Source organism: Mycobacterium sp. (assembly GCF_965230835.1).
Taxonomy (GTDB): Bacteria; Actinomycetota; Actinomycetes; order Mycobacteriales; family Mycobacteriaceae; genus Mycobacterium.
In genome coordinates this window covers 1,250,026-1,274,049 of the sequence record NZ_CBDDLW010000002.1, presented here as the reverse complement: position 1 = coordinate 1,274,049, position 24,024 = coordinate 1,250,026, and the positions used below count along the sequence as shown (strand labels likewise).

The window sequence follows — 24,024 nt, the reverse complement described above, 5'->3', positions numbered from 1 at the left end:
ATTGGGCACGCAGGCCTATGCCTCGGACACGATCCTGTTTACACCGAATTGGACGCCTTGGGCTAGCGGCAGCTCGTTGGAGTAGTTGATGGTGTTGGTCGCGCGGCGCATATAGGCTTTCCACGCGTCTGAACCGGATTCGCGGCCGCCGCCGGTTTGTTTCTCGCCGCCGAAAGCGCCACCGATCTCAGCGCCTGAGGTGCCGATGTTGACATTGGCTATACCGCAGTCGGATCCGTCCAGGAAACGTTGCGCTTCGCGTAGGTCTGTTGTGAAAATAGACGACGAAAGGCCTTGTGGCACAGCATTATTTAGCTCAATTGCGGTGTCTAAGCTGTCGTAGGATTGCGCATAGAGGACTGGGGCGAACGTTTCGGTCGCCACGATGGCGGTCTGCGACGGCATCCGGACCACAGCTGGTGCGACGTAGTACGCGTTTGGGTGGTCACTTTGCTGACGCTCACCGCCGACGACCTCGCCGCCGTCGCCGGCTGCCTGTTCCAGCGCTCCGATCATCTCGCGGTAGGCGGTCTCGTGAATCAGTGGTCCGACCAGTGTGCCGGGCGCCGATGGGTCACCAATAGGTAGCTGTCGGCAGGCGGCCACGACACGCTCCAGCACATCGTCGACCACCGAGCGGTGCACGATCAGACGCCGCAAGCTGGTGCAGCGCTGGCCGGCGGTGCCCGCGGTGGCGAACACGATGGCGCGCACCGCCAACTCCAGGTCAGCCGACGGCGTCACGATCGCCGCATTGTTGCCACCCAACTCCAGCAGCGAGCGCCCAAAGCGTTTGGCCACGCGCGGGCCGACCTGCTCGCCCATCCGCACCGAACCGGTTGCCGACACCAACGCGATTCGCGGGTCGTCGACGAGCTGCTCGCCCAGGCCGCGGCCGCCCAGCAACAGGGCGCCCACTGCGGGCGGTGCACCCACCTCGACAGCAGCTCGGGCGAGCAATGCCTGGCAGGCTAGGCCGGTCAGCGGGGTGAGCTCTGAGGGCTTCCACACCACTGTGTCGCCACAAACCAGCGCTATTGCGGTATTCCACGCCCAGACGGCCACGGGGAAGTTGAACGCGGTGATGACGCCCGCCACCCCCAAGGGGTGCCAGGTCTCTAGAAGCCGATGCTCAGGGCGCTCCGATGCGATTGTGCGACCGTAGAGCTGGCGCGACAAGCCGACGGCGAATTGACAAACGTCGATCATCTCTTGTACTTCGCCGAGCGCTTCGGAGGTGATCTTGCCTACTTCGACACTTACCAGTGTCGCGAGTTCATTCTTGTACGTGGTGAGCAACTCGCCGAGCCGGTTGACCAGCTCCCCGCGGACCGGTGCCGGCGCAATGCGCCACTGGGAGAATGCCTTGCACGCGTCGGCGATCGTGCGGTCTGCTTGCTCTGGTGTGGTTTCGGCAATGGTGAACAAGACCTCCCCGGTGATAGGCGTGCTCGCAGCCAGGCCGGCACCGCCCGGCGCGCCCAGGCCGGCGCTGGCCGCGCTCTTTCCAGTGATCATCTCTACGGCTGAGCGCACCCGGGTACGTAGTTCGTCGGACGTGGGTAAAGGGTTGGTGCTCACGTAGGTGCCTCCTGGGAGTGGGCCTGGTAGAGGGCGTAAGGATCGTAAATGTGGCGGCCGATCGCGCCGGCCAACCGCCCGGCGGTGTATCCAGAATCCTCGCCGATCCGAACCTGAGTGCCAGCTTTGTCGGTGGCTGGTGAATCGTGGTCCAGGTTGGAGGCAAAGATGCCCGCCGCTGAGGCGGGCAGGAAGTCTTCGTAGACGATAGGTGCCGTTGGATCGTTGCGCCGGTAGTACGCCAGGCCTTCGGCGGCCATTTGCGCATTGGTCGACGGGAAGAAACGGTCCCACGTCGAGGCAGGATCGGATGCTTGGGCCTGCTGGGCCATGGCTGCGTCGTAGCGTCGTCGGCCTTTGGGGGTCAGCGCGACCCCGCGTGCCTCCACTTCGCCGAATCGAACTCGAAGGCTGCCGCGGATGATAGCGCTGCGCCCCGCCCTGTCGACTCGGAATCGGCACGGTTCGGCGAGGGCGCGAAAAGAGGTCTGGCGCAACAGAACGTCGGGTCCATCGGTGCGAGGAGGGCCCTGAATGGTGTCGATCATGGCAATGCCGCGCTCGGTCATCCGGCGGTAGAGCTCATCAATGTCGAGCACACGAGGCGTCAGGTGGTTGATGTGGGTCGAATTGACCCCAGCGATATCGGCGGCCACTGCGGACACTTTGGACAGCTCGTCGTACCAGGATTTCTCGATGGGTTTGCGCGACAGCGTGAAGGCAGCCACCGCCTTTGCGATGAACGCTGGTGCTTCGTCGGCGTCGCAGCCGCCGTCGACGGCGATCGTTCGCGCCTGCGTGAGCAATGCGGGGTCGAATAACTGGCGGCGTGCGAGGAAAGCATGGACGCGCGTGCGCAGGTCTCGATCGAAATAGCAGGGGTCCTCGGTCGCCAGCATTGACGTGAAGACTCGAAATGGATTGTGTGCGAGTTCACTTACTTCGATCGGTCGGAATGCGGTGGAGACCACTGGAATAGGCGACGCGGCTGAACGCAAGTCGTAGAATCCGACCGGCAACATGCCGAAAGCGGCGAACAGGTCTGCGACAGCGGCGAGTTCGGCTGGGTCGCCGACTCGGATGGCGCCATGCCGTTCCGCGGTGACGCGCTGCAGCGAGCCGAGATGCTGGGCATCTGGATGTGTTTTCACGTAGTCCTGGTTGACCCGCTCGGTCACTTCGACGAGCGTGTGATACGCGGGCACCTCCCTGGCATACATGGCCGACAGTCCTGCGGCGAAGTTCGCGCGCAGCTGCCAGGTCTGTAGCTTCTTCGAAGAACTCATGGTGTGCCGTAGCTACGATAGTCTCCGCCCATGGGTGACGCTCTCGACGATATCGACCGGATTCTGGTGCGCGAGCTGATTGCCAACGGACGCGCAACGTTGTCCGAGCTGGCCGCAAGCGCGGGCTTATCGGTGTCGGCAGTCCAGTCGCGGGTGCGCCGGCTGGAGTCGCGTGGAGTTGTGGACGGGTATTCGGCGCGGATCAACCCGGCGGCTGTCGGGCACCTACTGTCGGCGTTCGTTGCGATCACCCCTCTTGATCCGTCCCAACCCGATGATGCACCTGCCCGACTGGAACACATTGAGCAGATCGAGTCGTGTCACTCCGTCGCCGGCGAAGAGAGTTATGTCCTGCTGGTGCGTGTCGAGTCGGCACCAGCGCTTGAGGATCTGCTGCGTCGGATCCGGACCACCGCGAACGTCCAGACGCGCAGCACGATCATTCTGAGCACTTTTTACAGCGATAGGCAGTCCATACCATAATTGTTACGGCCTATCTAACGTGGAACCGGAAAAAGCGGGCTAGCATGACGGTATGACGGCTGCACTGAAATCCGTAGGGCAAACCGGCGCGAAGACAGCACCTGAACAGGTCGCCGAGGTGCTGGGACGCAACATTCTGGTTGACGGATTCGACTTGGTGCTTGACCTAACCCGGTCGAGCGGTTCGTATCTCGTCGACGCTCGCACTGGTCGTCGCTACCTTGACATGTTCACGTTCGTCGCCTCGTCGGCGCTGGGCATGAATCACCCGGCGCTGGCCGACGATCACCAATTTCGTGCTGAGCTCACCGAGGCTGCACTCAACAAGCCCAGCAACTCCGATGTCTACTCGGTAGCGATGGCCCGTTTCGTCGAGACGTTCGTCCGCGTCCTGGGTGATCCTGCGCTGCCGCATTTGTTCTTCGTCGAAGGCGGCGCATTGGCGGTGGAGAACGCGCTCAAAGTTGCCTTCGACTGGAAGAGCCGCCACAACGAGGCGCATGGCATCGACCCGGCGCTTGGCACTCGGGTCCTGCATCTGCGGGGAGCGTTTCATGGCCGCAGCGGCTACGCCCTGTCGCTGACTAACACAAAGCCGGTCCATGTGGCCCGCTTCCCGCGATTCGACTGGCCGCGTATTGACGCGCCGCACATTCGGGCCAATCTGCCCGAGTTGGCTATGGAAGAGCTAGAAACCGAGTCGTTGCGTCAGGCCCGCGCTGCATTCGAGGCTTTCCCGCACGATATCGCGTGTTTTCTCGCCGAACCGATCCAAGGCGAAGGCGGCGACCGTCACTTCAGGCCACAGTTTTTCGCCGCGATGCGACGGTTGTGCGATGAATACGACGTGCTGCTGATTTTTGATGAGGTGCAGACTGGCTGCGGGCTGACCGGAACCCCTTGGGCTTACCAGCAGTTGGGCGCTGAACCTGATGCCGTGGCATTCGGTAAGAAGACGCAGGTCTGCGGAGTGATGGCAGGTCGCCGGGTCGACGAGATCGGTGACAATGTGTTCGCGGTCAAGTCGCGGCTCAACTCGACATGGGGCGGCAGTCTTGTCGACATGGTCCGCGCTCGCAGAATCCTAGAGATAATCGAAGCCGAAGGCCTCTTCGAACGTGCCGCTGCGCAAGGCCGCTATCTGCGTGCCCAGCTCGACGAGCTTGCCGGTGACTTTCCAGCCGTTGTTCTCGACCCACGTGGTCGTGGCCTGATGTGTGCGTTCAGCATGCAGTCGGCCGCTGACCGTGACAAGTTAATCCACCAGCTGTGGCAACAGGCGATAATCGTGTTACCCACGGGCGAAGACGGCGTGCGGTTTCGCCCCGCGCTGACGGTTTCGCGCGCCGAAATCGACGCGGCCATGGCCGGCATTCGAAGCGCGTTGAGCGCTGTGAAGTAAGGCGCACGTAGTGGCCGATGCGCGTTAGTTGGCCCAGAATGGAGTGAGCAGCGGGCGAAAACCGGACACGAGGTGCACAATGCACGACTCGCGTGAGCGATCACATAGTGATCGACTGGGTCAGGATGGCCGCGAAGTTCGCGCCGCCGTTCGGTTTGCCGTTGTGGCTGCGGTATGTGGTGTCGGTTACCTCGTCATGGCGGCATTGTGGGTGAGCACATGCAGCGGAACAGACCTCGACACGGCCGCTTGCGGCCCACCCGAACGGACCCTGCTGGCGATCGGGGCGCCACTTATCTTGTTTGTCGCCGGGCTCTGGGCCTTCGTGCGCACGTACCGCGTGTGGCGGGACCAGGGGATCTGGTGGGCTTGGCATGGCGCCGGTTGGTTTTTGTTCACGGTGATGATGCTGACGCTCGCGATGGGGTTCCCCCCGATTCTGGGTCCGGTGTTGGCCGGTTGAATTGGTTTCAACAGTCATTAAGTTGTCCGGGCCACGGTGTGGTGGCAGATAATCGCGTCTTTCCTCTCCACAACGGGTACCCCGAGTTCTAACGTTGTTGGTAATGCCCGGCAACGGGCAGCAACAGCTGGAAAGGAGGAGCCATGGGGGATACCTATCGTGACCCCGTGGATCACTTGCGGACGACGCGGCCACTTGCGGGCGAGTCGCTGATCGACGTCTGGCACTGGCCGGGGTACCTCATGGTCGTTGCTGGCGTGATCGGTGGTGTCGGCTCCCTTGCTGCTTTCGGGACCGGACATCACGCTGAAGGCATGACCGCCGGCGTCGCGGCGATTGTCGTCGCGGTAATCGGCTTGGTGTGGCTCGCAATCGAGCATCGGCGGATACGTCGGGTTGCCAACCGTTGGTATGCCGAACACCCAGAAGTCCGCAGGCAGCGGCTCGCCGGCTAGCCCCTAGCCCCGCTTCCGGCGTTCAATGCGACGCGCTTGGTCCTGCGCGTTTGAGGTGTAGCGATGTGTGCTGGCGTGTCTATCAAGGGCGCGACGGCGCCGTCGTGATCGTGATCCATGACCAACCGCAGGAGCACAGAGTTCACGCCAGGACTCGGGGTCTGGTCCAAATCGGGAGTAGTGTCGGTCGAAAATTGCCGGGAGGCCACATGCCCGATGCGGATCTGCGCACTAACAGCCACCCCAGGGGCCACCGCGCCGTCGAGCTGAATGTTGCTGCTCGTCTGGAAAACCTGGCAATGCTGCGAGCGTTGGTCGGTGCCATCGGCACCCATGAGGATCTGGATGTCGACGCGGTGGCTGACCTAAGGCTAGCGGTGGACGAAGCGTGCACTCGGTTGATCTGCTCCGCTACTACCGGTGCCACGCTCAGCCTGGTGATTGATCCCCGCGACGAGCAACTGGTGGTGCAGGCTTACACCGCCTGCACCACCCACGATGTGGTGGCTCGGGGCAGCTTCAGCTGGCACGTCCTGACGTCGCTGGCCGACGACGTCCAGACGTTCCAGGACGGTTGTGCGACCGACTCGGCCGGCAGTGTCTTCGGCATCATGCTGACCGCGCGGCGGGTCGCCAGCAACAGGTGATCGCTTGAGACGTCGGGGTCGGCTTCACGCCGGTGCGGAAGTGTTTCCGGGATGTCCTACCAGTCCGACTCGTCGAACTTGATGACGCCGCGGACGTTCTTGCCATCCAGCATGTCTTGGAAACCCTGGTTGATGTCCTCAAGTCGGTAGGAAGTGGTGACCATCTCATCGATTTTGAGCAGCCCCGACTTGTACAGCGCAGCCAGCTTCGGTGTCTCGACGTGAGAGCTACCACCGCCGAAGATGTTGCCTTTCAACGTCTTCTGCAACATTGCGAACAAGAACAGGTTGAGCTTCACGTCAACATCGGTCATCGCGCCCATGCCGGTCACCACGCAGGTGCCGGTCTTGGCTGTCAGTATCATGGCTTCTTCGATGTACTCGCCACGCATCTCACCGACCGCGATGATCGTCTTCTCGGCCATCACTCCGTGCGTGAGGTCCATGATGGGTGCAATCGCCTCGGCCATTGACGGATAGGTTTGGGTGGCACCGAACTTGCTCGCCTGGTCACGTTTGAAGTCGACTGGATCAATGACGATGGCGTTCTTCGCGCCCGAGAGAACAGCACCCTGCAGCGCGCTAATGCCTATCCCGCCGGCGCCGACAATCACTACTGTTTCGCCGGGCTGTACGTCGGCAACGGTGGTCGCCGATCCGAAGCCAGTCGGCACCGCGCAGCCCATGATCGCTGCGGTCTCGAACGGAATGTCAGAGTCGATTTTGACGACGCTGTCTTTGTGGACGGTCATGTAGGGGGCGAAGGTACCGAGCAGGTTCATCGGCGACACCCCGCTCTCCCCGGCCGTGACGCGGTAGGTGCCGTCCGCGATTGCCTTTCCGCCAAGCAGCACCGCACCGCGATCACATAGCGACCGATAGCTCTTCAGGCATGGCTGGCACTGGCCACATGCGGGAATGAAGGCCAGGATCACGTGATCGCCTTCGGCGAGGTCGGTGACGTTCTTTCCGGTCTTGGTGATCACGCCGGCGCCCTCGTGGCCGCAGAGAGCGGGCAATCCGAGCGGGGTCGCGCCCGTGCTCACGTGGTAGTCGGAATGGCACATACCGGCTGCGTGCAGCCGAATCTGCACCTCGTCGTCGACTGGGTCGCCGACGTCAATCTCGTCTACTCGAAACGGCGAATTCAGTTCCCACAGCAGTGCACCCTTTGTTTTCACGATCCGTGATCATAGATGAGCCATCGCAGGTTTAGCACCCTCGCCAACCTCAACGTGATACGCCTCACCAAGGACGGGCTTGACGCCCAGCCCGTTTCTAACCTATTAGGATTTGCCTATGGGCAAGGTGCAGCCGTGAAACGGCTGAGCGGTTGGGACGCGATGCTGCTTTACAGCGAGGCACCGAATGTGCACATGCACACCCTCAAAATTGCGGTGATCGAGCTTGATGCGAACCGCCGAGACTTCGACATCGACGCGTTTCGCCAGGTCATCGAGAGCCGGCTGGGCAAGCTGGAGCCGTTGGGCTATCAGCTGGTCGACATCCCGTTCAAGTTCCATCACCCGATGTGGCGTGAGCATTGCGAGGTTGACCTCGCCTACCACATCCGGCCGTGGCGGTTGGCTGCCCCGGGTGGTCGCCGAGAGCTGGATGAGGCGATCGGGCAGATCGCTGGTGTTCCGCTGGATCGTGGCCGCCCGCTGTGGGAGATGTACTTTATCGAGGGCTTGGCCAACAACCGGATTGCGGTGGTCGGCAAGATCCATCATGCTCTGGCTGATGGCGTCGCCTTTGCGAATCTGATGGCCCACGCTATGGACCTGGCGCCCGGGCCGGCCGGGGGCCCGTATGTGCCCGACCCGGCACCGACCACATGGCAGCTGATTCGTTCAGCGTCGGTCGATCACCTGCGCCAGATCAGGCGGATCCCCGCAACGATTCGCTACACGGCGCAGGGCATGGGCCGGGTGCGGCGCAGCTCGCGCAAGCTTTCACCAGAACTGACTCGGCCTGTCACTCCGCCACCGACGTTCATCAATCACCGGATCACCCCCGAACGCAGGTTCGCAACAGCCACATTGGCGCTGGCCGATGTCAAGGAAACCGGCAAAAGCCTCGGCGTCACGATTAACGATGTGGTGCTGGCTGTTTCGAGCGGCGCGTTGCGTACGTTGCTGTTTAGCTACGACGGCAACGCTGATCATCCGCTGTTGGCGTCGGTCCCGGTCAGTTTCGACTTCTCGCCGGAGCGGATCTCCGGCAACTACTTCACCGGAATGATGGTGGCGTTACCGGTCGATCTTGACGACCCGATGGAGAGACTGCGGTGTTGTCACGACAATGCGGTCTCCGCCAAAGATGCCTTCCAGCTTGTCGGGCCGGAGTTGGTAAGCCGCTGGTCGGCTTACATGCCTCCTACCGCGTCGGAGTCCTTTTTTCGGTGGGCGGCCAACTGGGAGGGGCGGAACAAGGTGCTTAACGTGCCGATCTCGAATGTTCCAGGTCCGCGCGAACGCGGCAGGGTAGGCGGCGCGCTGGTCACTGAGATCTACTCGGTGGGACCCCTTACTGCTGGAAGCGGTTTGAACATCACCGTCTGGAGTTATGTCGATCAGCTAAACATCTCGGTGCTGACCGACGGTGCCACCGTCAACGATCCGCATGAGGTGACCGAGGCCATGATCGCCGAGTTCATCAAGATACGCGGGGCCGCGGGGCTTCCCGAACACTTGACAATTGTCGAGACCGCGATGGCGCCAGCCTGATCATCGACACGATCGCGGGGCGCGAGTTTCCGCCGATCGTCGTTGCTGGGTCGATATCGAACGCATGGAAGTGATTTTCGACAAAGGTCGGCGCAATGCTGACGATCCTGCTGAGCGCCTACGGCAACGTTATGGGCGCGAACCGCCATTATCGGGTGGGGGAGCGGTCGCGGCCTAAGTTGTTGCGCAGAGGTCTCTGAGCGGGGTTCGAGCGCGGGCACTGGTGCGTCGATCGGCGCGGCTGGTGATCCTAGGTCGTCATTCTGAGTAGCCAGTTCTCTCAATCAATGGGGTGAGCCGGGCCACAGCAGTATGCTTGCTAAAGTAAGCACCGGCTAGCACTTGTGGTAAGCTTTGGTGTATTCCAACTGTGCTTTTTGGGTGATTACCTTGTGGCAACGACTTTCCCTCAACGATTTCGGTGGCACCGTGAGCGCGCGCTCGCGGGCTTCTTTGCAACAGGTCGAGCGTGAGGTGCGGCTGCGCTCAGCCGAGCTGCTCGACCAGTTCGCCAGGTCATTGCACGTGGCCGCCGACGCTGTCGACATACAAGACCGCTCGCCGCGCTGTGGCCAGGCTAACGCCGCGACCCACGTGATCATCACCGACGTAGCCGCGACTCGCTGCTAGCCCAGCACCGCGCCAGAGGCTCTGCCGCGCAACGCAGCTCACGGAAAAGTGCATACTCGTTGGTTTTTGGTGGGGTTGGCCCGTCTGCTCGCCGTCACCCGGTTTGGCTATCGCCGGCTGCGCATCATTCGCGGCCTACTGCTCATCGTGCGACCTGGAGGTCCGAGATCGCGTCGTCGATGGCCTGAATCCACTCGGTTCCAGTGAACTTCATCTCGGCGACATCGCCAACGAAAGCGCTGCTCATGACGATGTCGGGGGCAAACTCACGTAGCCGGTTGAGGCTGGCGGCAAGCGATGTGACACTGCCCCCGTTTTGGGGAAAGGCCAGCGTCGAAAGCTTGCCGTCCCAGGGGAAAATTGTGTCGCCGGTGAAGAGGTAGCTTTTGCCGTGCGGTGATGTGTAGAAGAAGCAGACGCTGCCATCTGTGTGGCCGGGTGTTTCGATGACTTGGACGTCGCCGAGTTGTTGGTCGCCTGGCTTAAGCGTCAGGTCGACTTCGGTGTGCGCACCGATGCTGGGAACTTCGAGTGCGCTGCAGCCGAGCTTGTTGCCAAAGCGTTCCTTGATGCGTGCTAGCGACGGGCTTGCCTCGTCGCGGTGGCTGAGCAGCTGGTACTCGATGCCGCCGAGCTTGTCGATCGCGGCCAGGTCCGCTTCGTTTCCGGTGTTGTAGAACAGAATGTTTCCCGCCTTGGGTCGCTTCACGAGGTAGGCGTAGGTGTTCAGCTCGCCAGAGCTATACCGGCTGCTCTGCCACAAATCGGGTTGCAGTTGCTTCATCGTTTTCCCTAATCGTTTAGTAGGGATTGGTTACCGGTCCGGGTGTTGGTGACCGGGGCCTGTTTCTTGCGGGATCTGCCGTCAGGTGACGTCTGGTGTTCCCGTCGTTCGACGACTTGAGAAAGAGCGGCGCGTCTGGCGGCAGGTCTTGTCGGGTTGGTGGTGAGATTCCGTTGCCCGAGCCCGTCGCAGGGGTGACTTCCTGATGGTTGTTCTCGAGCCTTGAGCTCTTCGACAGAACGAAGTCCTGCGATGTGCTGGAGTCACGGACGGCTAGTGAGATGACGGACCTTGGAGTCCCGCGATTAGGGCGCCGCGTGAGTCCACCGGTAACGGCGCAACCATCCACCGACGAAAAAGTGAGGACGTCTTGGGCTTGTTTTGTGGAATCGACTGGGCTACTGAGCATCACGATGTTGCTGTGGTTGATGACGACGGGAGGGTGGTAGCCCGTGCACGGCTGGGCAATGATGCGGCCGGGTTCGCGCAGCTGTTGACGTTGCTGGCTGAGGCCGGTGACAGTGCCGCTGATCCGATACCAGTGGGGATGGAAACTGATCGTGGCCTGTGGGTGGCGGCGCTGCGAGAAACTGGCCGGGTGATTTATCCGATCAACCCGTTGGCGGCTTCGCGGTATCGGGCACGGTATGCGGTGTCGGGGGCCAAATCCGATGGTGCCGACGCGGTGCTGCTGGCCAATATTGTGCGCACCGACCCCGGCGCGCACCGCCCATTGCCCGCCGACACCGAGTTGGCCCAGGCGATCCGGGTGCTGGCCCGCGCTCAGCAAGACGCGGTATGGGCACGTCAACACATCGGCAACCAGATTCGCGATGTGCTCAAAGATTTCTACCCGGCGGCCATCACCGCGTTCGCCGACCTGCCCGAGGGCGGGCTGGCTCGTCGAGATGCGCGCACCATCTTGGCTGCTGCACCAACCCCCACCCAGGCGACCAAGCTGACCCCGGCCCGACTGCGCCGACTGCTGGCCAAGGCCGGCCGCCGCCGCCATCTCGACCGTGACATCGAACGGTTGCGGGAGGTGTTCACCGACACCTACCTGCACCAACCACCGGTCGTGGAGAACGCGATGGGTATCCAATTGGCAGGGCTGCTGGGTCAGTTCGAGGCTGCCTGCACCACTGCTGCTGATCTCGCCGAGGCGGCAACCGCCCATTTTGAGCAGCACCCGGACTCCACGATCATCACCAGCTTCCCCGGACTGGGGAACCTGGCCGGTGCCCGGGTACTCGCCGAGATCGGTGATGACCGCGCCCGCTTCACCGACGCCCGCGGACTGAAAGCATTCGCCGGAGCCGCGCCGATCACCCGCGCCAGCGGCAAGAAAACCCTCGTGTTGCACCGCCATATCAAGAACCGGCGCCTGGCCGCCGTGGGTCCCATCTGGGCTTTGGCATCGCTGCGCGCCTCGCCGGGCGCCCGTCGCCACTACGACACCCGCCGCGCCGCAGGAGACTGGAACCACCAAGCCCAACGACATCTGTTCAACAAATTCCTCGGCCAACTCCACCACTGCCTGCAAACCGGCCAGCACTACACCGAACATCTAGCCTTTCCACCTCCTCCCTCGCTCGTGGCTTGACTTTTAACTTCGTGAGATGTCTTTCTCAACTACTCGGATCTGGGGTGGTGGTAGTCAGCTGAGTCAGCGTTGGCGGGCCTGTCGCCGCAATCAGTGGAGGCGTTGGCTTTCGTGATTGTTGTGCAGCTGAGTCATATCGCTATCCTGAAACTTGAAGTTGACTTTAAGTCAATACCCAAGCGCATGAGGCGCGTCACATGGATGCCTAATTCTCCGTCGGCGAGGTTGAAACGCCTCTGGGGTTTGCGTCATTAGTGATTGGATGCGGCAGATCTGATCTGGACCCGGTGTGACGGTTTGATCTGGGCACGGCGTTGAACCGTCTCCGGTTTGTGCCCAATTCCTTTCGAGGGAAGGATGGCGCGATGATTGGGTATGAGACGAGAACACGAAGGCTAGGGCGGTGTGGCCATGCGGCGTTGAAGCGGTCTCATCGCGCCCGGGGATGAGCGCGGAGACACTGCGCAAGTTGATGCGCCAGGCCGAGATCGACGCCGGTGAGGCGGTGGGCGTGCCGCGCGAGGAGAAGCGGGCGCTGCGCTGCAAGTGCCGCGAACCCGAATCGATCATCGGAATCCCGAGCTTTTCAAAGCGCGGCCGATCAGCGTTGGCGCAGTCTGGCGGTGAAACCGGTGCGGCAGGACGAAGCCGCCGAGTTTCGAGGCATCGACGAGGAGTAGTCGACTCGGTGCTGCGCGCAGTGCTGCAACTGGAAGCGGAATATTTCGCTCGACCCACGCCGGAAAGTGCACGCGCCCAGAGCAAGAGGATGGTTCATCTTGCTTCTGCTGGTGCGGCGTAGCCCATCGCGAATCGATACGCCCCGATATAGATCTTCGAGGCCTCAGAGTAGGTGCGTAAGCGGTGGCGAGAACATCGGAATCAACGCGGCCCCGTCGACCCCCCCAGCGATGAATGCTCTGCGCAGGCGCTTGATGTGCTGGTTGTGTTTCTCGGTGTCGAGGCGGTGTGCGTCGCTGTTCATCGTGGCTTGCTCTCGGTCGTGGTGGGTTCCTGGCGTGGGTGGAGCTGGGGGTGGATGTCACGTAGTCCGCTTTCCGATCGCTGGCGTGGTTGTTGGTTTTCGCCGGGGTCAGGGGGGTATGAAGCGGGAGGTGTGGGTTGGGCAGCGCTGGCGAGCAGGCGGATGCTGTTTGTGTTGAGTTCGGCGGGTAGTCCGCCGAAGGCGTTGAAGAAGGCGAGGTGACTGATGCCCTCGTCGGCGAATCGCGCGATGAGTGTGGCGGCCTGGTTGGGGTCTCCCAGTACTGCGGTGCCTTGCGTTGTGAGCTGGTCGTAGCAGTCGTTGGGATCTAGCTCGATTCCGGTCTTATTGTGGGCCAGGCGCGCGAGTGCCTGGCCGCCGTGTTCGCGGGCTTCCTCGGCTGTTGGCGCGCAGAACCCGAACGCGACGACAACTGCTTGTTTGGTGTCGGGATCAATTCCGGCGTCGGTGAGTCCTTGTCGGTGTGCGCGGACGCGATCGCCAACTTCAGCGGTATTAGCCGTTCGTGGGTTTGAGATCGTCAAAAGTGACGATCCTGCTCGCCCAACCTGGTAGGCGCCATCGGTGCTCGTTGATGCGATGAACAGTGGTGGGACAGGTTGCTGCGTACAGGCGACGTTGATCGATTCTCGGTCGAACTCGCCGGCTGCTGCGCCTTCGAAGCGGTCGGCGATCTCGGCGAGTGCGGCCCTGTAGATGTCACGTCGTTCGTCGGTGTCGACTCCGACCCCCGCTAGCTCCCAGGAGCTGTTTCCCATCCCCAGCCCCAGATTCAGTCGACCGCCCGAGATTGCGTCGACCATCGCATAGTTCTCGGCGGTGTACAGCGCAGGTCGCATTGGCAGCACTGCGACGCCGGGCGCGACGCGCAGGCGGGTGGTTCGAGCTGCGATGGCTGCTAGCAGCACGGCGGGGTTGGGTGCCGTGCCCAACTGGTGGAAGTGGTGCTCGGCTATCCAGACAGTGTCATAGCCGAGTTCGTCAGCCTCCACGCATTGATCGATCGTTGCGCGGTAGCGGTCGGCGACGGAGTAAGGCAGTTCTGGGTAGTGGTCCAACAGGAAGAAAAGTGATGTCTTCATAGTATCAAGGTAACATAGTACCTTGCACGGAAAGTGCTTAGTGACTTAGTACTGAGAATGGCTAGTACATCGTCGCTATGGTGGCTACGCTATGGGGAATGGCATCTGACCGACTGGCAATTGAGCGTGTGCAAACCGGGGTCCGTATGGAAAAACGGCTGGTGAAGGTTCTGCGCGCCTTCGCCGACTATCTCGACATGAGCATGGGTGACCTCTTAGAGGGGATCATTCTCCACGCTCTCGAAAACAAGCCGCTGCAGTTCAGCCCGCCCATGCTCGACGCGATCAACAATCTCAAAGAGGTCTATGGTCTCGACCTTGTCGCCGCGGACTCACACCAGCTCGTCGAGACAAGCTCTGACGACGCCTAGACGCTCGCAGCGATAACCCAGATGAGTCTATTCGGATGGAAGTCGTCATATCCCACAGCGGTCGGGGGTGGTCCATCCTCGCCGCCGGCCGTCTCAGAACCTCTTCGTTCTCGATTCGGAGCCGCCCTTCACCCGCGACCGCTGGGCCCTTCATCCGTACGAATCTCAGCAGGAACGCGAACATCGCCACACCGGCGCGACGGGCGGCCAACTGGCCGAAGCGATGGGGGACGACACCGTCTCTGGGTTGGCAGTAACGGATGAAAATGCCGCCACAGTGGTCTCAAGAGAAGCTGCCCCAGTCAAGCGATCATCAGCAGGGGTGTCGTGGCCTCGCGAACTACTTACGAGCAGCGTCGGTTCGAACGGAAAGCGTTGCGGTTGAAGGCATGTATTCGCATCGCTTTGCAACGTGGGTTTCGGCCGCGAATCAATCGCGGCAGCGCGGGAACCCCGCCTCGTAGCAGAACGCCGATTTACTCGCCGCTTACTGTGCTAGCCCTGTCGCGTTTGATTGACTGCTGTCTAGCGTTGAGATCAGTCCACTGGGTTTGCCGGCCAGGGCTGCGGCAGCGCTTGCCGCTCGGTCAATGATGGGCAGCTGGATCGCCCGCAGCAGCGCGCGTCGCGCCAGTAGTCCCCGCCGTGATCTGGGCACGAAGAAGCCGCCCGATGCACGGCCGGCCCGCTGGGTTCGCTCGACGACCGGACGCCACAACTTCTCGTAGTCGGCCAGCGCTTCTTCGACACAGGGCGTGCGCGCTAATCGGTCGGCCAGCACGTAGGCGCCGGCCATGCCCATTGATGCGCCTTGGCCGGCGAGCACCGATACCGCGAAGCAGGCGTCGCCGACCAGCACCACGCGCCCTTTGCGCCAGCGCGGCATCAGGATCTGTGCAACCTGGTCGTAGTAGATGTCCGGCGGAGGCGGAAGCTTGCTCAATACCTCCGGAACCACCCAACCCATGCCGCTGTAGGTTTCGCGGAGCGCCGCGCGGGGATCATCGGGCACGGTGGGATCCAGGCTGCGGTGAATGGCGAAGATGGCAACATGATCGTCGCGTATCGCATAGAGACCTAGCAGTCGGTCTATGGTGTCGGTCATCCAGAAGCGGCCGGTGAGCTTTTCGTGGAGTTGGTGGTCATGGAAGGTAAACGCCGCTGTGTGAAAACCCAAGTAGCGCAGGTAATCAGACTCGTCGCCGAAGGTTAGCCGCCGGACAGTTGAATGCAGTCCGTCGGCACCGATTAGAACGTCGACATCGAGCTGGGAGCTATCGTCGAGAAAGACCCGAACCGTACCGCCTTGGTCCTCGACGGCCGTCGGGCTGGTGCCGAAGCGCAGGTCTACCGAGGACGGCAATGAGTTGCGCAGCACATACTCAAGGTCGGGTCGCATCACATCAAGCCGCGGACCCGGAGCCAACAGAGCCATTGGCAGGCTGGCCCGGTGACGTCCATGCGCGTCTACCATGGTGGCTTCCTCAAGGTAGTGCGCGACCTTCTGGATTGCCGGTAGCACGCCCATCGTCTCGGCAGCTTCGTAGCCGTCCCCCAGGAAATCGATCATGTAACCTTGCGTCCGCGGCCCGGACGAGCGCTCCAGCAGCACCACGTCCGCGCCCAGCGTCGAAAGCCGGTTCGCCAAGGTTAGGCCCGTGATGCCAGCGCCGCAGACGAGCGCCTTCATTTTCTTGGTCATCTAGTCCATCTACCTCGTCGCTTCTAGGGAAGTGAGCAAATGGTATCCAGACAAGACGCATGGGTTAGTTCCGACGGTGTCGAAGAAACCGCGGATGCGGGCGCGGTGAGCGTCGATAGTCGAGGTTGACGGGGTACGTCACGCACAACGGGGCGGTGGCCCATGGCGTGCCCAAGCGCGGAAGAAACCCATGTCATCCATGTGCCTGCCGCGCAAAAGCTGTGATGTGTGCGGTCGTGTCGTCGCTTCGTCAGAAGTGAGTCAAAATTCGTCCGGCTACCGGCGGACGCAGCAGGCCGTGCGGCGTTACTTGATCTCGGCCAGCACTGTGCCTTGGGTGATGGCCGCGCCTGCTTCGACAGCTAGCCCCGTGATGGTGCCGTCTTTGTGAGCGGTGACAGGGTTCTCCATTTTCATCGCTTCAAGGACTACCACCAGGTCACCGGCGGTGACTTCCTGTCCTTCTTCGACTGCGACCTTTACCACAGTTCCCTGCATCGGCGCGGTGACCGCGTCGCCTGAGGCCGCCGCGCCGCCGTGTGCGCCCCGCTTGCGCGCCTTGGGCTTGCGGCGGACCGCACCGGCAGGATCGGCGCTGCCGCCGTTGGAAAGCCCCAAATCAGCAGGCAGTGAAACCTCGATCCGGCGCCCGTCGACCTCAACCACAACTTTCTGCCGAGGTCGCGCGTCCTCCTCGTCAAGGGGCTCACCGGCGGTGAAAGGTTCGACGGTGTTATTCCACTCCGTCTCGATCCACCGCGTGTGAACAGAGAATCCCTTTTCATCGCCGATGAACGCGGGGTCGGACACCGCGGCTCGGTGGAACGGGATGACAGTCGCGAGGCCTTCGACTTGGAATTCGTCCAGCGCGCGCCGAGCTCGGGCCAGTGCCTCTTGGCGGTCCGCGCCGTACACGATCAGCTTTGCCAGCATCGAGTCGAACTGGCCGCCGATCACCGAGCCGGTTTCGACCCCAGAGTCCAACCGCACACCCGGCCCACTCGGCGGCTGGAACTTGGTCACCGGGCCAGGGGCAGGTAGGAATCCACGACCAGCGTCCTCGCCGTTGATCCGGAATTCGATGGCGTGGCCGCGGGGGGTGGGATCCTCGGTCAAATCTAGCTTTTCGCCATTGGCAATCTTGAACTGCTGTAGGACCAAGTCAACGCCCGCTGTTTCCTCGGTGACGGGGTGTTCGACCTGAAGGCGGGTATTCACCTCTAGGAATGAGATCAAGCCGTCTTGGCCGACCAGGTATTCAACTGTTCCGGCACCGTAGTAGTGGGCCTCCTTGCATATTCGCTTCGCAGACTCGTGGATCTCCTTGCGCTGCGCGTCAGTCAGGAATGGTGCCGGTGCCTCTTCGACCAGTTTCTGGAACCGGCGTTGCAGTGAGCAGTCCCGGGTGCCCGCGACCACGACGTTGCCGTGCTGGTCGGCGATCACCTGTGCTTCGACGTGGCGGGGTTTATCCAGGTAGCGCTCCACGAAGCACTCACCGCGGCCGAATGCAGCCACCGCCTCACGTACCGCCGACTCGTACAGCTCGGGAATTTCTTCGATGCTGCGAGCCACCTTCATGCCCTTGCCGCCGCCACCGAAAGCGGCTTTGATCGCAATCGGCACGCCATACTCGTTGGCGAAGGCGACGACCTCGTCGGCGTCCTTCACCGGGTCGGGGGTGCCTGGCACCAACGGAGCCTTTGCGCGGGCGGCGATGTGGCGCGCGGTGACTTTGTCGCCTAGGTCGCGGATGGACTGCGGGCTGGGGCCGATCCAGATCAGATCCGCATCGATAACGGCTTGAGCGAAGTCGGCGTTTTCCGACAAGAAGCCATAGCCGGGGTGGATGGCATTGGCGCCTGACTTCGCCGCCGCGTCAAGGATCTTGGCGAAGTCCAGATATGACTCCGCTGAGGTTTGGCCGCCGAGCGCGAACGCTTCGTCTGCCAAGGCGACGTGCGGAGCATCTGCGTCAGGTTCGGCGTACACCGCCACGCTGGGCAGGCCAGCATCGCGAGCCGCACGGATCACTCGGACTGCGATCTCGCCGCGATTCGCGACCAGAACCTTAGAGATCCTCGTGCTGGCGTGACTGGCCACTGCGCCTCCTGTTTGCCATGTCTGCGGGTAGCTCCGCGGGTTTGTCTAAGAGAATTTCTTACAACGATGTCGGGGGAAGTCTAGGCGCTGCGCCGCGCGCCCAGTCAGGCGGTGCCGGATTTCACCGCTTCACGTGGCTTCGCGCAGCCGGCGTTTGATTCGGGCAAGCATTGCTGACATCCCGCGCAACCGGAGCGGGCTGATCAGGGCCGCCAGACCCAGCTCGGTGTAGAAATTCTCGGGCACGGCCAGGATATCAGCGGCGGGTTGGTCGTCGAGGCCGGCCGACAAGATGGCGGCGAACCCGCGGGTTGTTGGTGCTTCAGGTGGTGCGCTGAAGTGGAGGCGCACCCGGTTGGGGTCGTGGGTGTCGACGTGTAGGAAAAGTGGGGACTGGCACTCGGGCACCGGCTCCATCGCGGCCTCGGCCAGTCCGGCCGGCAATGCTGGAAGCTCGTTGGCGAATTCCAGTAGCAACGCCAACTTGTCTTGGCCCTGGACTTCGGCGAAGTCGGATACCACCTCGGCCAGTGGTGTCGGCATGCTCATCAGGTGGGCGCAGCTCCTGGGCTTTCGCCTGCGACGATCGGCACGCGCACCGTGTTTCCCCACTCGGTCCACGAGCCGTCGTAGTTCCGTACGCCGGGTTTGCCCAGAAGGTGCGTCAGCACGAACCAGGTATGGCTCGACCGTTCGCCGATCCGGCAATAGACCACGGTCTTGTCGTCTGCGTCGAGGAAGCCGTAGAGCTCTTCGAGTTCGCTACGGCTGCGGAATTGGCTGTTCTCGCCGACTGCCTTTCCCCATGGGATGGACCTTGCGGTCGGTATGTGGCCGGCCCGCAGCGCGCCTTCCTCGGGGTAGTCAGGCATATGGGTGCGTTTGCCGGTGTACTCGTCGGGGGAGCGAACGTCGATCAGCGGCTGGTTGCCCAGAATGGTCAACACGTCATCTTTGAAGGCGCGGATGGGGGCGTCGTTGCGTTCCACGACGGGATAGCCGGTTAGCGTCTTGGTGGGAACGGCGAGCGTGGTGTCTCGGCGTTCAGCGAGCCAAAGATCACGCCCGCCGTTGAGCAGCCGCACATCCGGGTGGCCGAACAAGGTGAAAACCCAGAGCGCATAGGCTGCCCACCAGTTGCTCTTGTCGCCATAGATGACCACGGTGTCGTCGCGTGCGATGCCTTTGCGGTCCATCAGTTCGGCGAATTGCTCACCGCTTATGTAGTCGCGCACCCTCGGGTCGTTGAGGTCGGTATGCCAGTCGATTTTGACGGCACCGGGAATGTGGCCGACGTCGTAAAGCAAGACGTCCTCGTCGGATTCAACGATGACCAGACCGGGCGAACCCATCTTGGACGACAGCCAGTCAGCGGTGACTAGCCTTTCCGGGTGGGCATAGGCGGATAAGCTGGGGCTTGGATCTGGTGGTAGCGGCACACCCACGAGCCTACCGGTGACCGGCAAACTGCTGTTCGGTCGATGCTCTTGGGTTGCTCGCTGCCGGTCTGTGGCACGGTCTCATTCGTCTCTATATCGAGGGATCACTCTATGCGCCAAGGTGATTGGCCGTCGCTGGGTACGCAATGGCGCCTGCTTTCAGCAACGCGAACTTCTCGAACGACCCGTCAACATCGCACCGTCCAACCTGGCGGATCGCACGAGACTGGGGCCGCCCGAAAAGATCTCGCCCGCGCGGGACGGCCAGCACTATGCGCAGCAAACGGCGGATGCCGATCAGCCGGCGTGAGAGCGTTTCGACGCGCGAATCCTGATGTGGCTAGGTTTTTGTGCAATCGATAAGCACGAAAACTGGGTGATTGACAAAATCGTCCCAAAAGTGATCATCGCTCGAATTTACCGGTTGCGGCAGCGCCTCGGGTGAATGCACCGCGAAATCCCGGAAGCCGGCCCCAGTTAATTCCGTCCGACAAGCGTCCATCGGTAGGTAGTAGTCCTCGAAATCGAGTGAAGTATCCTCGAGTCGTAGCGTAACTTTAATCGGGGCGCCTTCGAATGCGTGGTCCGCTAGTTGGATTTTTTCGTAGCCATATTTTTGGTAATCAAGTGGCCGCTTGAACGAATACACTTCGGGGTTGGTGGTGACGGCGACAAAGCGCCCCCCAGGTTTGATGCGACTTGCCAAACCCTCGCACATGCGCCGCAGCTCGGCGCGGTCTCGCGCGCAGGACAGCAGCCATGCGGCCACGACTAGGTCAAAATCCTGATGTGGAACGGCGGCGGTCCGAGCGTCTTCGACTAGATAAGTTATTCCCAACGGATTATCTGCTTCCTGTTCGCGCGCCAAATTGATCATCCGTTCGGAAATGTCGAATCCAATAACTTCCGCGGCACCGGCGTCGCGAAGAAGTCTGGTGAAACGCCCCTCTCCGCATGCGACATCCAATACTTTTTTTCCTTTGACATCGCCAACTAGTTTTTGTAAAGAATACATCTCCACGCACGTGCTGATTGGTAGGTTCACGCACTCTCCGTACCTATCTGCAATTTTGTCATAATCGGTTGTCAAGGGTATCCCTCCATGGGCTTTATTGATGAACTCCGTGTCACTATAGCTAGCCCGTTTTGTGCGGGATGGGTCGTGCGGTCGGCGGTATAAATGCGAGTCGGTGCCTGTCCAGCAGGAGATTCTTGAAGTCGGCGACGTCTCACGACTTCTCAGTGGTAGGCCGCTGCGCAGCTGAACCGCCGACCTCAATAGCGGCGCAGGCAATCCCGCCGATCAACACCCGGTGGACGCCCCAGGTCGGTCACGGGTTTTGCGCCCACAGCGCGGCGACTGACAGCCCGACCCGCTGCAGCATTGTGCGCAGAAGTGGCAGGCTCAAGCCGATCACGTTCGACGGGTCGCCGTCGACGCCTTCGACGAACCAGCCGCCCAGGCCGTCGAGGGTGAATGCGCCTGCGACCCGCAGAGATTCGCCACTGGCCAAGTATGCCTCAAGCTCTTCCGGCGACGGCTTTCCGAAATATACTGTCGTGATTGATGTTGCGGCGTCGCTGTAGACGGTTTCGCCGTCTAGCAAGCGGATAACAACGTGGCCGGTATACAGCTGCCCGGCCCGTCCTGCCATCGACTGCCACTGTCGTCGTGCCTCGGCGAGGTCACGCGGCTTGCCGCATAGCCGGCCATCAAAGTGCAACATCGAATCGCAGCCAACGACAACGCAATCGGCCGCCAGTGCGCCGTCCACCGATTTAGCGACTTGCTGGGCCTTAGCCTGTGCCAATGCTGATACCACGTCAGCGGGCGCGGCATCTGGACCCAGCCCGGCGCTAACTTCGTCCTCGTTAACGCCGGAGACGATCACTAGCGGATCGATGCCGGCCTGCCGAAGCGCTTTCAGTCGACCGGCGGAGGCCGACGCAAGCACCAGCCGAGTCATCGGCGCATATGCACCATTTCCTGCAATGTGATCCGCTGCCAACTGAAGACGGGATACTGCAGCTTGTCGACAGGCAGTCCCCACCGGTTAGGCTCGTGCGCAATCGGGGCCGCTGGACGGCCGATGCTACCCAGCACAGCGATCAGCGCGCCGATCTCCTGACTCGTAGGTCGTCCCTTGACTATTTCGATATGTGGATCGTGCGAATGCTGCGTGTCATTGGTCATCGTGGACTTACTCGTTTCACTCGACGTCACAGGTGTTGAATTGTTCGTCTGGTTCCCGTCGCTCACTGCGTTCGTTCCGCTCACTCGACGTCACAGGTGTTGAACTGTTCGTCTCGTTCCCGTCGCTCACTGCGTTCGTTCCGCTCACTCGACGTCACAGGTGTTGAACTGTTCGTCTCGTTCCCGTCGCTCACTGCGTTCGTTCCGCTCACTCGACGTCACAGGGGCACATTCCCATGCTTCTTAGGTGGCAGCTGCGCGATCTTTCGCTCCAGCAGGCGTAGCGCAGTCCCGATATAGCCTCGGGTGTGTGACGGAGGGATCACCGCGTCAACGTACCCGCGTTCGGCGGCAACGTACGGGTTGACGAGAGTGTCCTCGTACTCTTGCTGCAACTGCAGCCGGAGTCCGTCGACATCCTCGCCCTTTTTGGCGGCCTCGGCTAGCTGCTGGCGATACACGAAGCCGACGGCGCCGGAGGCGCCCATCACTGCGATCTGCGCGGTTGGCCAAGCAATGTTGACGTCACAGCCCATATCTTTGGAGCCCATCACGCAGTAGGCGCCGCCGTAGGCCTTGCGTGTGATGACGGTGATCTTGGGGACGGTCGCCTCGCCGTACGCGTAGAGCAGTTTGGCGCCGCGCCTGATGATGCCGTTGTATTCCTGGTCGGTGCCCGGCAGAAAACCCGGGACGTCGACCAGCATGACAATCGGAATGTTGAAGCAGTCGCAGGTTCGCACAAACCGGGCTGCCTTCTCTGAGGCGTTGATGTCGAGGCAGCCGGCGAACTGTGTGGGTTGGTTGGCCACGATGCCCACCGTCCGGCCGTCGATGCGCCCGAACCCTACGATGATGTTGGCGGCATAGCCGGCCTGCACCTCGAGGAACTCGTCGTCGTCGAGGATTCGGGTAATCACTTCATGCATGTCGTAGGGCTGGTTGGGTGCGTCGGGTATCAACGTGTCCAACTCAATGTCTTCGTCGGTGAGATTCTCTTCGATTGGGCCCTCGGACGGAGCAGCAGGGTATCGCGGTGCGTCAGAGAAATTGTTGGGCGGAAGGTAACTCAGCAGTTCGCGAACGTAATCGAAGGCGTCATGCTCGCCTGATGCGACGTAGTGTGCGGTGCCGGACTTGGCCATGTGGGTGTGGGCTCCGCCGAGTTCCTCCATCGTGACGTCCTCGCCGGTGACCGTTTTGATCACGTCGGGCCCGGTGATGAACATTTGGCTGGTTTGGTCGACCATCACGATGAAATCGGTCAAGGCGGGGGAGTACACGTGGCCGCCTGCGGCGGCACCCATGATCAATGAGATCTGCGGGATAACGCCCGAGGCGAGGATATTGTTGCGGAAGATCCGGCTGTACAGACCCAGCGAGACGACGCCCTCCTGGATGCGCGCGCCGGCGCCGTCATTGATGCCGATGAGCGGCCGGCCGGTCTTGATCGCCAGTTCCTGGACCTTGACGATCTTCTCGCCGTAGACCTCGCCGAGGCTACCGCCGAACACGGTCGCATCTTGGCTGAAGATGCACACGTCGCGGCCATCGATGGTGCCGTAGCCGGTGACCACACCGTCGCCGAGCGGGCGGTTCTCGCCCAGGTTGAAATTGGTGCTGCGATGTTTGGCCAGCGCATCGAGCTCCACGAATGAATCCTCGTCAAGCAGCCCGAAGATGCGCTCGCGAGCCGTCAGCTTGCCTTTAGCGTGCACCTTCTCGACGGCCGCTTCACCGACCGGATGCAGCGATTCTTCGGTCCGCTTGTGCAGCTCTGCCAGCTTGCCCGCGGTGGTATGTATGTCGATGGTGTGCTCGGAGGCGGGCTCGGCGGTGTGGTCGGTAACGCTTGTCATGGGAGTTGATGCTATCGGCAGCCATCCCGCCGGCTGTCAGGAAGCCTTGGTTTGTCACACGCGTGGGCAATTTTCGTGCCGCCACGCAGTGGGTATTTGCAGTGCGACGCCCCCTGACGCCGAGCGCTCGCTAAGGATGCGGGAAAGCCCGGCAGCAGCGGCGCTCGTGGAAGGTAAGTGCCGCAACGGATTTGGTAATATCCTG

At 61.8% G+C, this 24,024-nt stretch carries 21 protein-coding genes and 2 pseudogenes; 10 read left to right on the top strand and 13 right to left on the bottom strand.

Annotated elements, in window-relative coordinates:
• Positions 1-15: 15 nt before the first annotated feature.
• On the bottom strand, positions 16-1,518 hold the full coding sequence (locus ACO07W_RS06365; protein ID WP_421845836.1) for an aldehyde dehydrogenase family protein: 1,503 nt from the start codon (positions 1,516-1,518) through the stop codon (positions 16-18).
• A 59-nt stretch (positions 1,519-1,577) separates the two neighbouring features.
• Positions 1,578-2,867 carry a 2-oxoadipate dioxygenase/decarboxylase family protein gene (locus ACO07W_RS06360; protein WP_421841734.1) on the bottom strand — a complete coding sequence of 430 codons (1,290 nt, stop codon included), beginning with the start codon at positions 2,865-2,867 and terminating at the stop codon, positions 1,578-1,580.
• Between the two features lie 30 nt (positions 2,868-2,897).
• Here ACO07W_RS06360 and ACO07W_RS06355 point away from each other — a divergent pair, with 30 nt between their 5' ends.
• The 5 genes from ACO07W_RS06355 to ACO07W_RS06335 all read left to right on the top strand — a co-directional run bounded on the left by ACO07W_RS06355 (position 2,898) and on the right by ACO07W_RS06335 (position 6,317).
• A complete protein-coding gene (locus ACO07W_RS06355) occupies positions 2,898-3,350 on the top strand; it encodes an Lrp/AsnC family transcriptional regulator (protein WP_421841732.1) in 453 nt (150 codons plus the stop codon).
• 52 nt (positions 3,351-3,402) lie between these two features.
• Complete coding sequence (gene lat / locus ACO07W_RS06350) at positions 3,403-4,752, top strand: L-lysine 6-transaminase (protein WP_421841730.1); 1,350 nt, start codon at positions 3,403-3,405, stop codon at positions 4,750-4,752.
• A 79-nt stretch (positions 4,753-4,831) separates the two neighbouring features.
• Complete coding sequence (locus tag ACO07W_RS06345) at positions 4,832-5,215, top strand: hypothetical protein (protein ID WP_421841728.1); 384 nt, start codon at positions 4,832-4,834, stop codon at positions 5,213-5,215.
• A gap of 143 nt (positions 5,216-5,358) precedes the next feature.
• Positions 5,359-5,670, top strand: a complete 312-nt coding sequence (gene usfY, locus ACO07W_RS06340; protein WP_421841726.1) for a protein UsfY — start codon at positions 5,359-5,361, stop codon at positions 5,668-5,670.
• Between the two features lie 209 nt (positions 5,671-5,879).
• Positions 5,880-6,317 (top strand): ATP-binding protein, encoded by a 438-nt coding sequence (locus tag ACO07W_RS06335; RefSeq protein ID WP_421841724.1) that lies wholly within the window; start codon positions 5,880-5,882, stop codon positions 6,315-6,317.
• A 56-nt stretch (positions 6,318-6,373) separates the two neighbouring features.
• Here ACO07W_RS06335 and ACO07W_RS06330 read toward each other — a convergent pair whose 3' ends face one another.
• Entirely contained in the window at positions 6,374-7,498 is a 1,125-nt protein-coding gene (locus tag ACO07W_RS06330; protein ID WP_421841722.1) for an NDMA-dependent alcohol dehydrogenase, read from the bottom strand.
• A gap of 135 nt (positions 7,499-7,633) precedes the next feature.
• Here ACO07W_RS06330 and ACO07W_RS06325 point away from each other — a divergent pair, with 135 nt between their 5' ends.
• Entirely contained in the window at positions 7,634-9,046 is a 1,413-nt protein-coding gene (locus tag ACO07W_RS06325) for a WS/DGAT/MGAT family O-acyltransferase (RefSeq protein WP_421841720.1), read from the top strand.
• 357 nt (positions 9,047-9,403) lie between these two features.
• Positions 9,404-9,676 (top strand): hypothetical protein, encoded by a 273-nt coding sequence (locus ACO07W_RS06320; protein ID WP_421841718.1) that lies wholly within the window; start codon positions 9,404-9,406, stop codon positions 9,674-9,676.
• A 142-nt stretch (positions 9,677-9,818) separates the two neighbouring features.
• On the opposite strand, the gene ACO07W_RS06315 is transcribed toward ACO07W_RS06320, so the two are convergent.
• Positions 9,819-10,460, bottom strand: a complete 642-nt coding sequence (locus ACO07W_RS06315) for an MBL fold metallo-hydrolase (protein ID WP_421841716.1) — start codon at positions 10,458-10,460, stop codon at positions 9,819-9,821.
• 376 nt (positions 10,461-10,836) lie between these two features.
• Here ACO07W_RS06315 and ACO07W_RS06310 point away from each other — a divergent pair, with 376 nt between their 5' ends.
• On the top strand, positions 10,837-12,063 hold the full coding sequence (locus ACO07W_RS06310) for an IS110 family transposase (RefSeq protein WP_421845748.1): 1,227 nt from the start codon (positions 10,837-10,839) through the stop codon (positions 12,061-12,063).
• Positions 12,064-12,466: 403 nt separating this feature from the next.
• Positions 12,467-12,640, top strand: a pseudogene (locus ACO07W_RS06305) (IS3 family transposase); the annotation flags it as partial.
• 404 nt (positions 12,641-13,044) lie between these two features.
• On the opposite strand, the gene ACO07W_RS06300 reads toward ACO07W_RS06305, so the two are convergent.
• Entirely contained in the window at positions 13,045-14,151 is a 1,107-nt protein-coding gene (locus tag ACO07W_RS06300; protein WP_421841714.1) for an LLM class flavin-dependent oxidoreductase, read from the bottom strand.
• Positions 14,152-14,249: 98 nt separating this feature from the next.
• Here ACO07W_RS06300 and ACO07W_RS06295 point away from each other — a divergent pair, with 98 nt between their 5' ends.
• On the top strand, positions 14,250-14,522 hold the full coding sequence (locus tag ACO07W_RS06295; protein ID WP_421841712.1) for a hypothetical protein: 273 nt from the start codon (positions 14,250-14,252) through the stop codon (positions 14,520-14,522).
• A gap of 487 nt (positions 14,523-15,009) precedes the next feature.
• Here the strand turns inward: ACO07W_RS06295 and ACO07W_RS06290 are convergent, their stop codons facing one another.
• From ACO07W_RS06290 to ACO07W_RS06255, 8 genes and pseudogenes are all read right to left on the bottom strand, one after another.
• A complete protein-coding gene (locus ACO07W_RS06290) occupies positions 15,010-16,224 on the bottom strand; it encodes an FAD-dependent monooxygenase (RefSeq protein WP_421841710.1) in 1,215 nt (404 codons plus the stop codon).
• 306 nt (positions 16,225-16,530) lie between these two features.
• Positions 16,531-18,327 carry an acetyl/propionyl/methylcrotonyl-CoA carboxylase subunit alpha gene (locus ACO07W_RS06285; protein ID WP_421841708.1) on the bottom strand — a complete coding sequence of 599 codons (1,797 nt, stop codon included), beginning with the start codon at positions 18,325-18,327 and terminating at the stop codon, positions 16,531-16,533.
• A 129-nt stretch (positions 18,328-18,456) separates the two neighbouring features.
• Entirely contained in the window at positions 18,457-18,876 is a 420-nt protein-coding gene (locus tag ACO07W_RS06280; protein ID WP_421841706.1) for a SufE family protein, read from the bottom strand.
• Positions 18,876-19,766 (bottom strand): sulfurtransferase, encoded by an 891-nt coding sequence (locus tag ACO07W_RS06275; protein WP_421841704.1) that lies wholly within the window; start codon positions 19,764-19,766, stop codon positions 18,876-18,878. Before ACO07W_RS06275 ends, ACO07W_RS06280 begins: the two co-directional genes overlap by 1 nt.
• 340 nt (positions 19,767-20,106) lie before the next feature.
• Positions 20,107-20,856, bottom strand: coding sequence for a class I SAM-dependent methyltransferase (locus ACO07W_RS06270; RefSeq protein ID WP_421841702.1), 750 nt, complete (start codon positions 20,854-20,856; stop codon positions 20,107-20,109).
• Positions 20,857-21,097: 241 nt separating this feature from the next.
• The gene (locus tag ACO07W_RS06265) at positions 21,098-21,733 is read right to left on the bottom strand and encodes a Maf family protein (protein WP_421841700.1); all 636 of its coding nucleotides are present in this window, start codon (positions 21,731-21,733) and stop codon (positions 21,098-21,100) included.
• Positions 21,730-22,172: pseudogene (locus ACO07W_RS06260) on the bottom strand (acyl-CoA carboxylase subunit epsilon). Before ACO07W_RS06260 ends, ACO07W_RS06265 begins: the two are co-directional and overlap by 4 nt.
• 6 nt (positions 22,173-22,178) lie before the next feature.
• Positions 22,179-23,819 carry an acyl-CoA carboxylase subunit beta gene (locus ACO07W_RS06255; RefSeq protein ID WP_421841698.1) on the bottom strand — a complete coding sequence of 547 codons (1,641 nt, stop codon included), beginning with the start codon at positions 23,817-23,819 and terminating at the stop codon, positions 22,179-22,181.
• Positions 23,820-24,024: the final 205 nt, after the last annotated feature.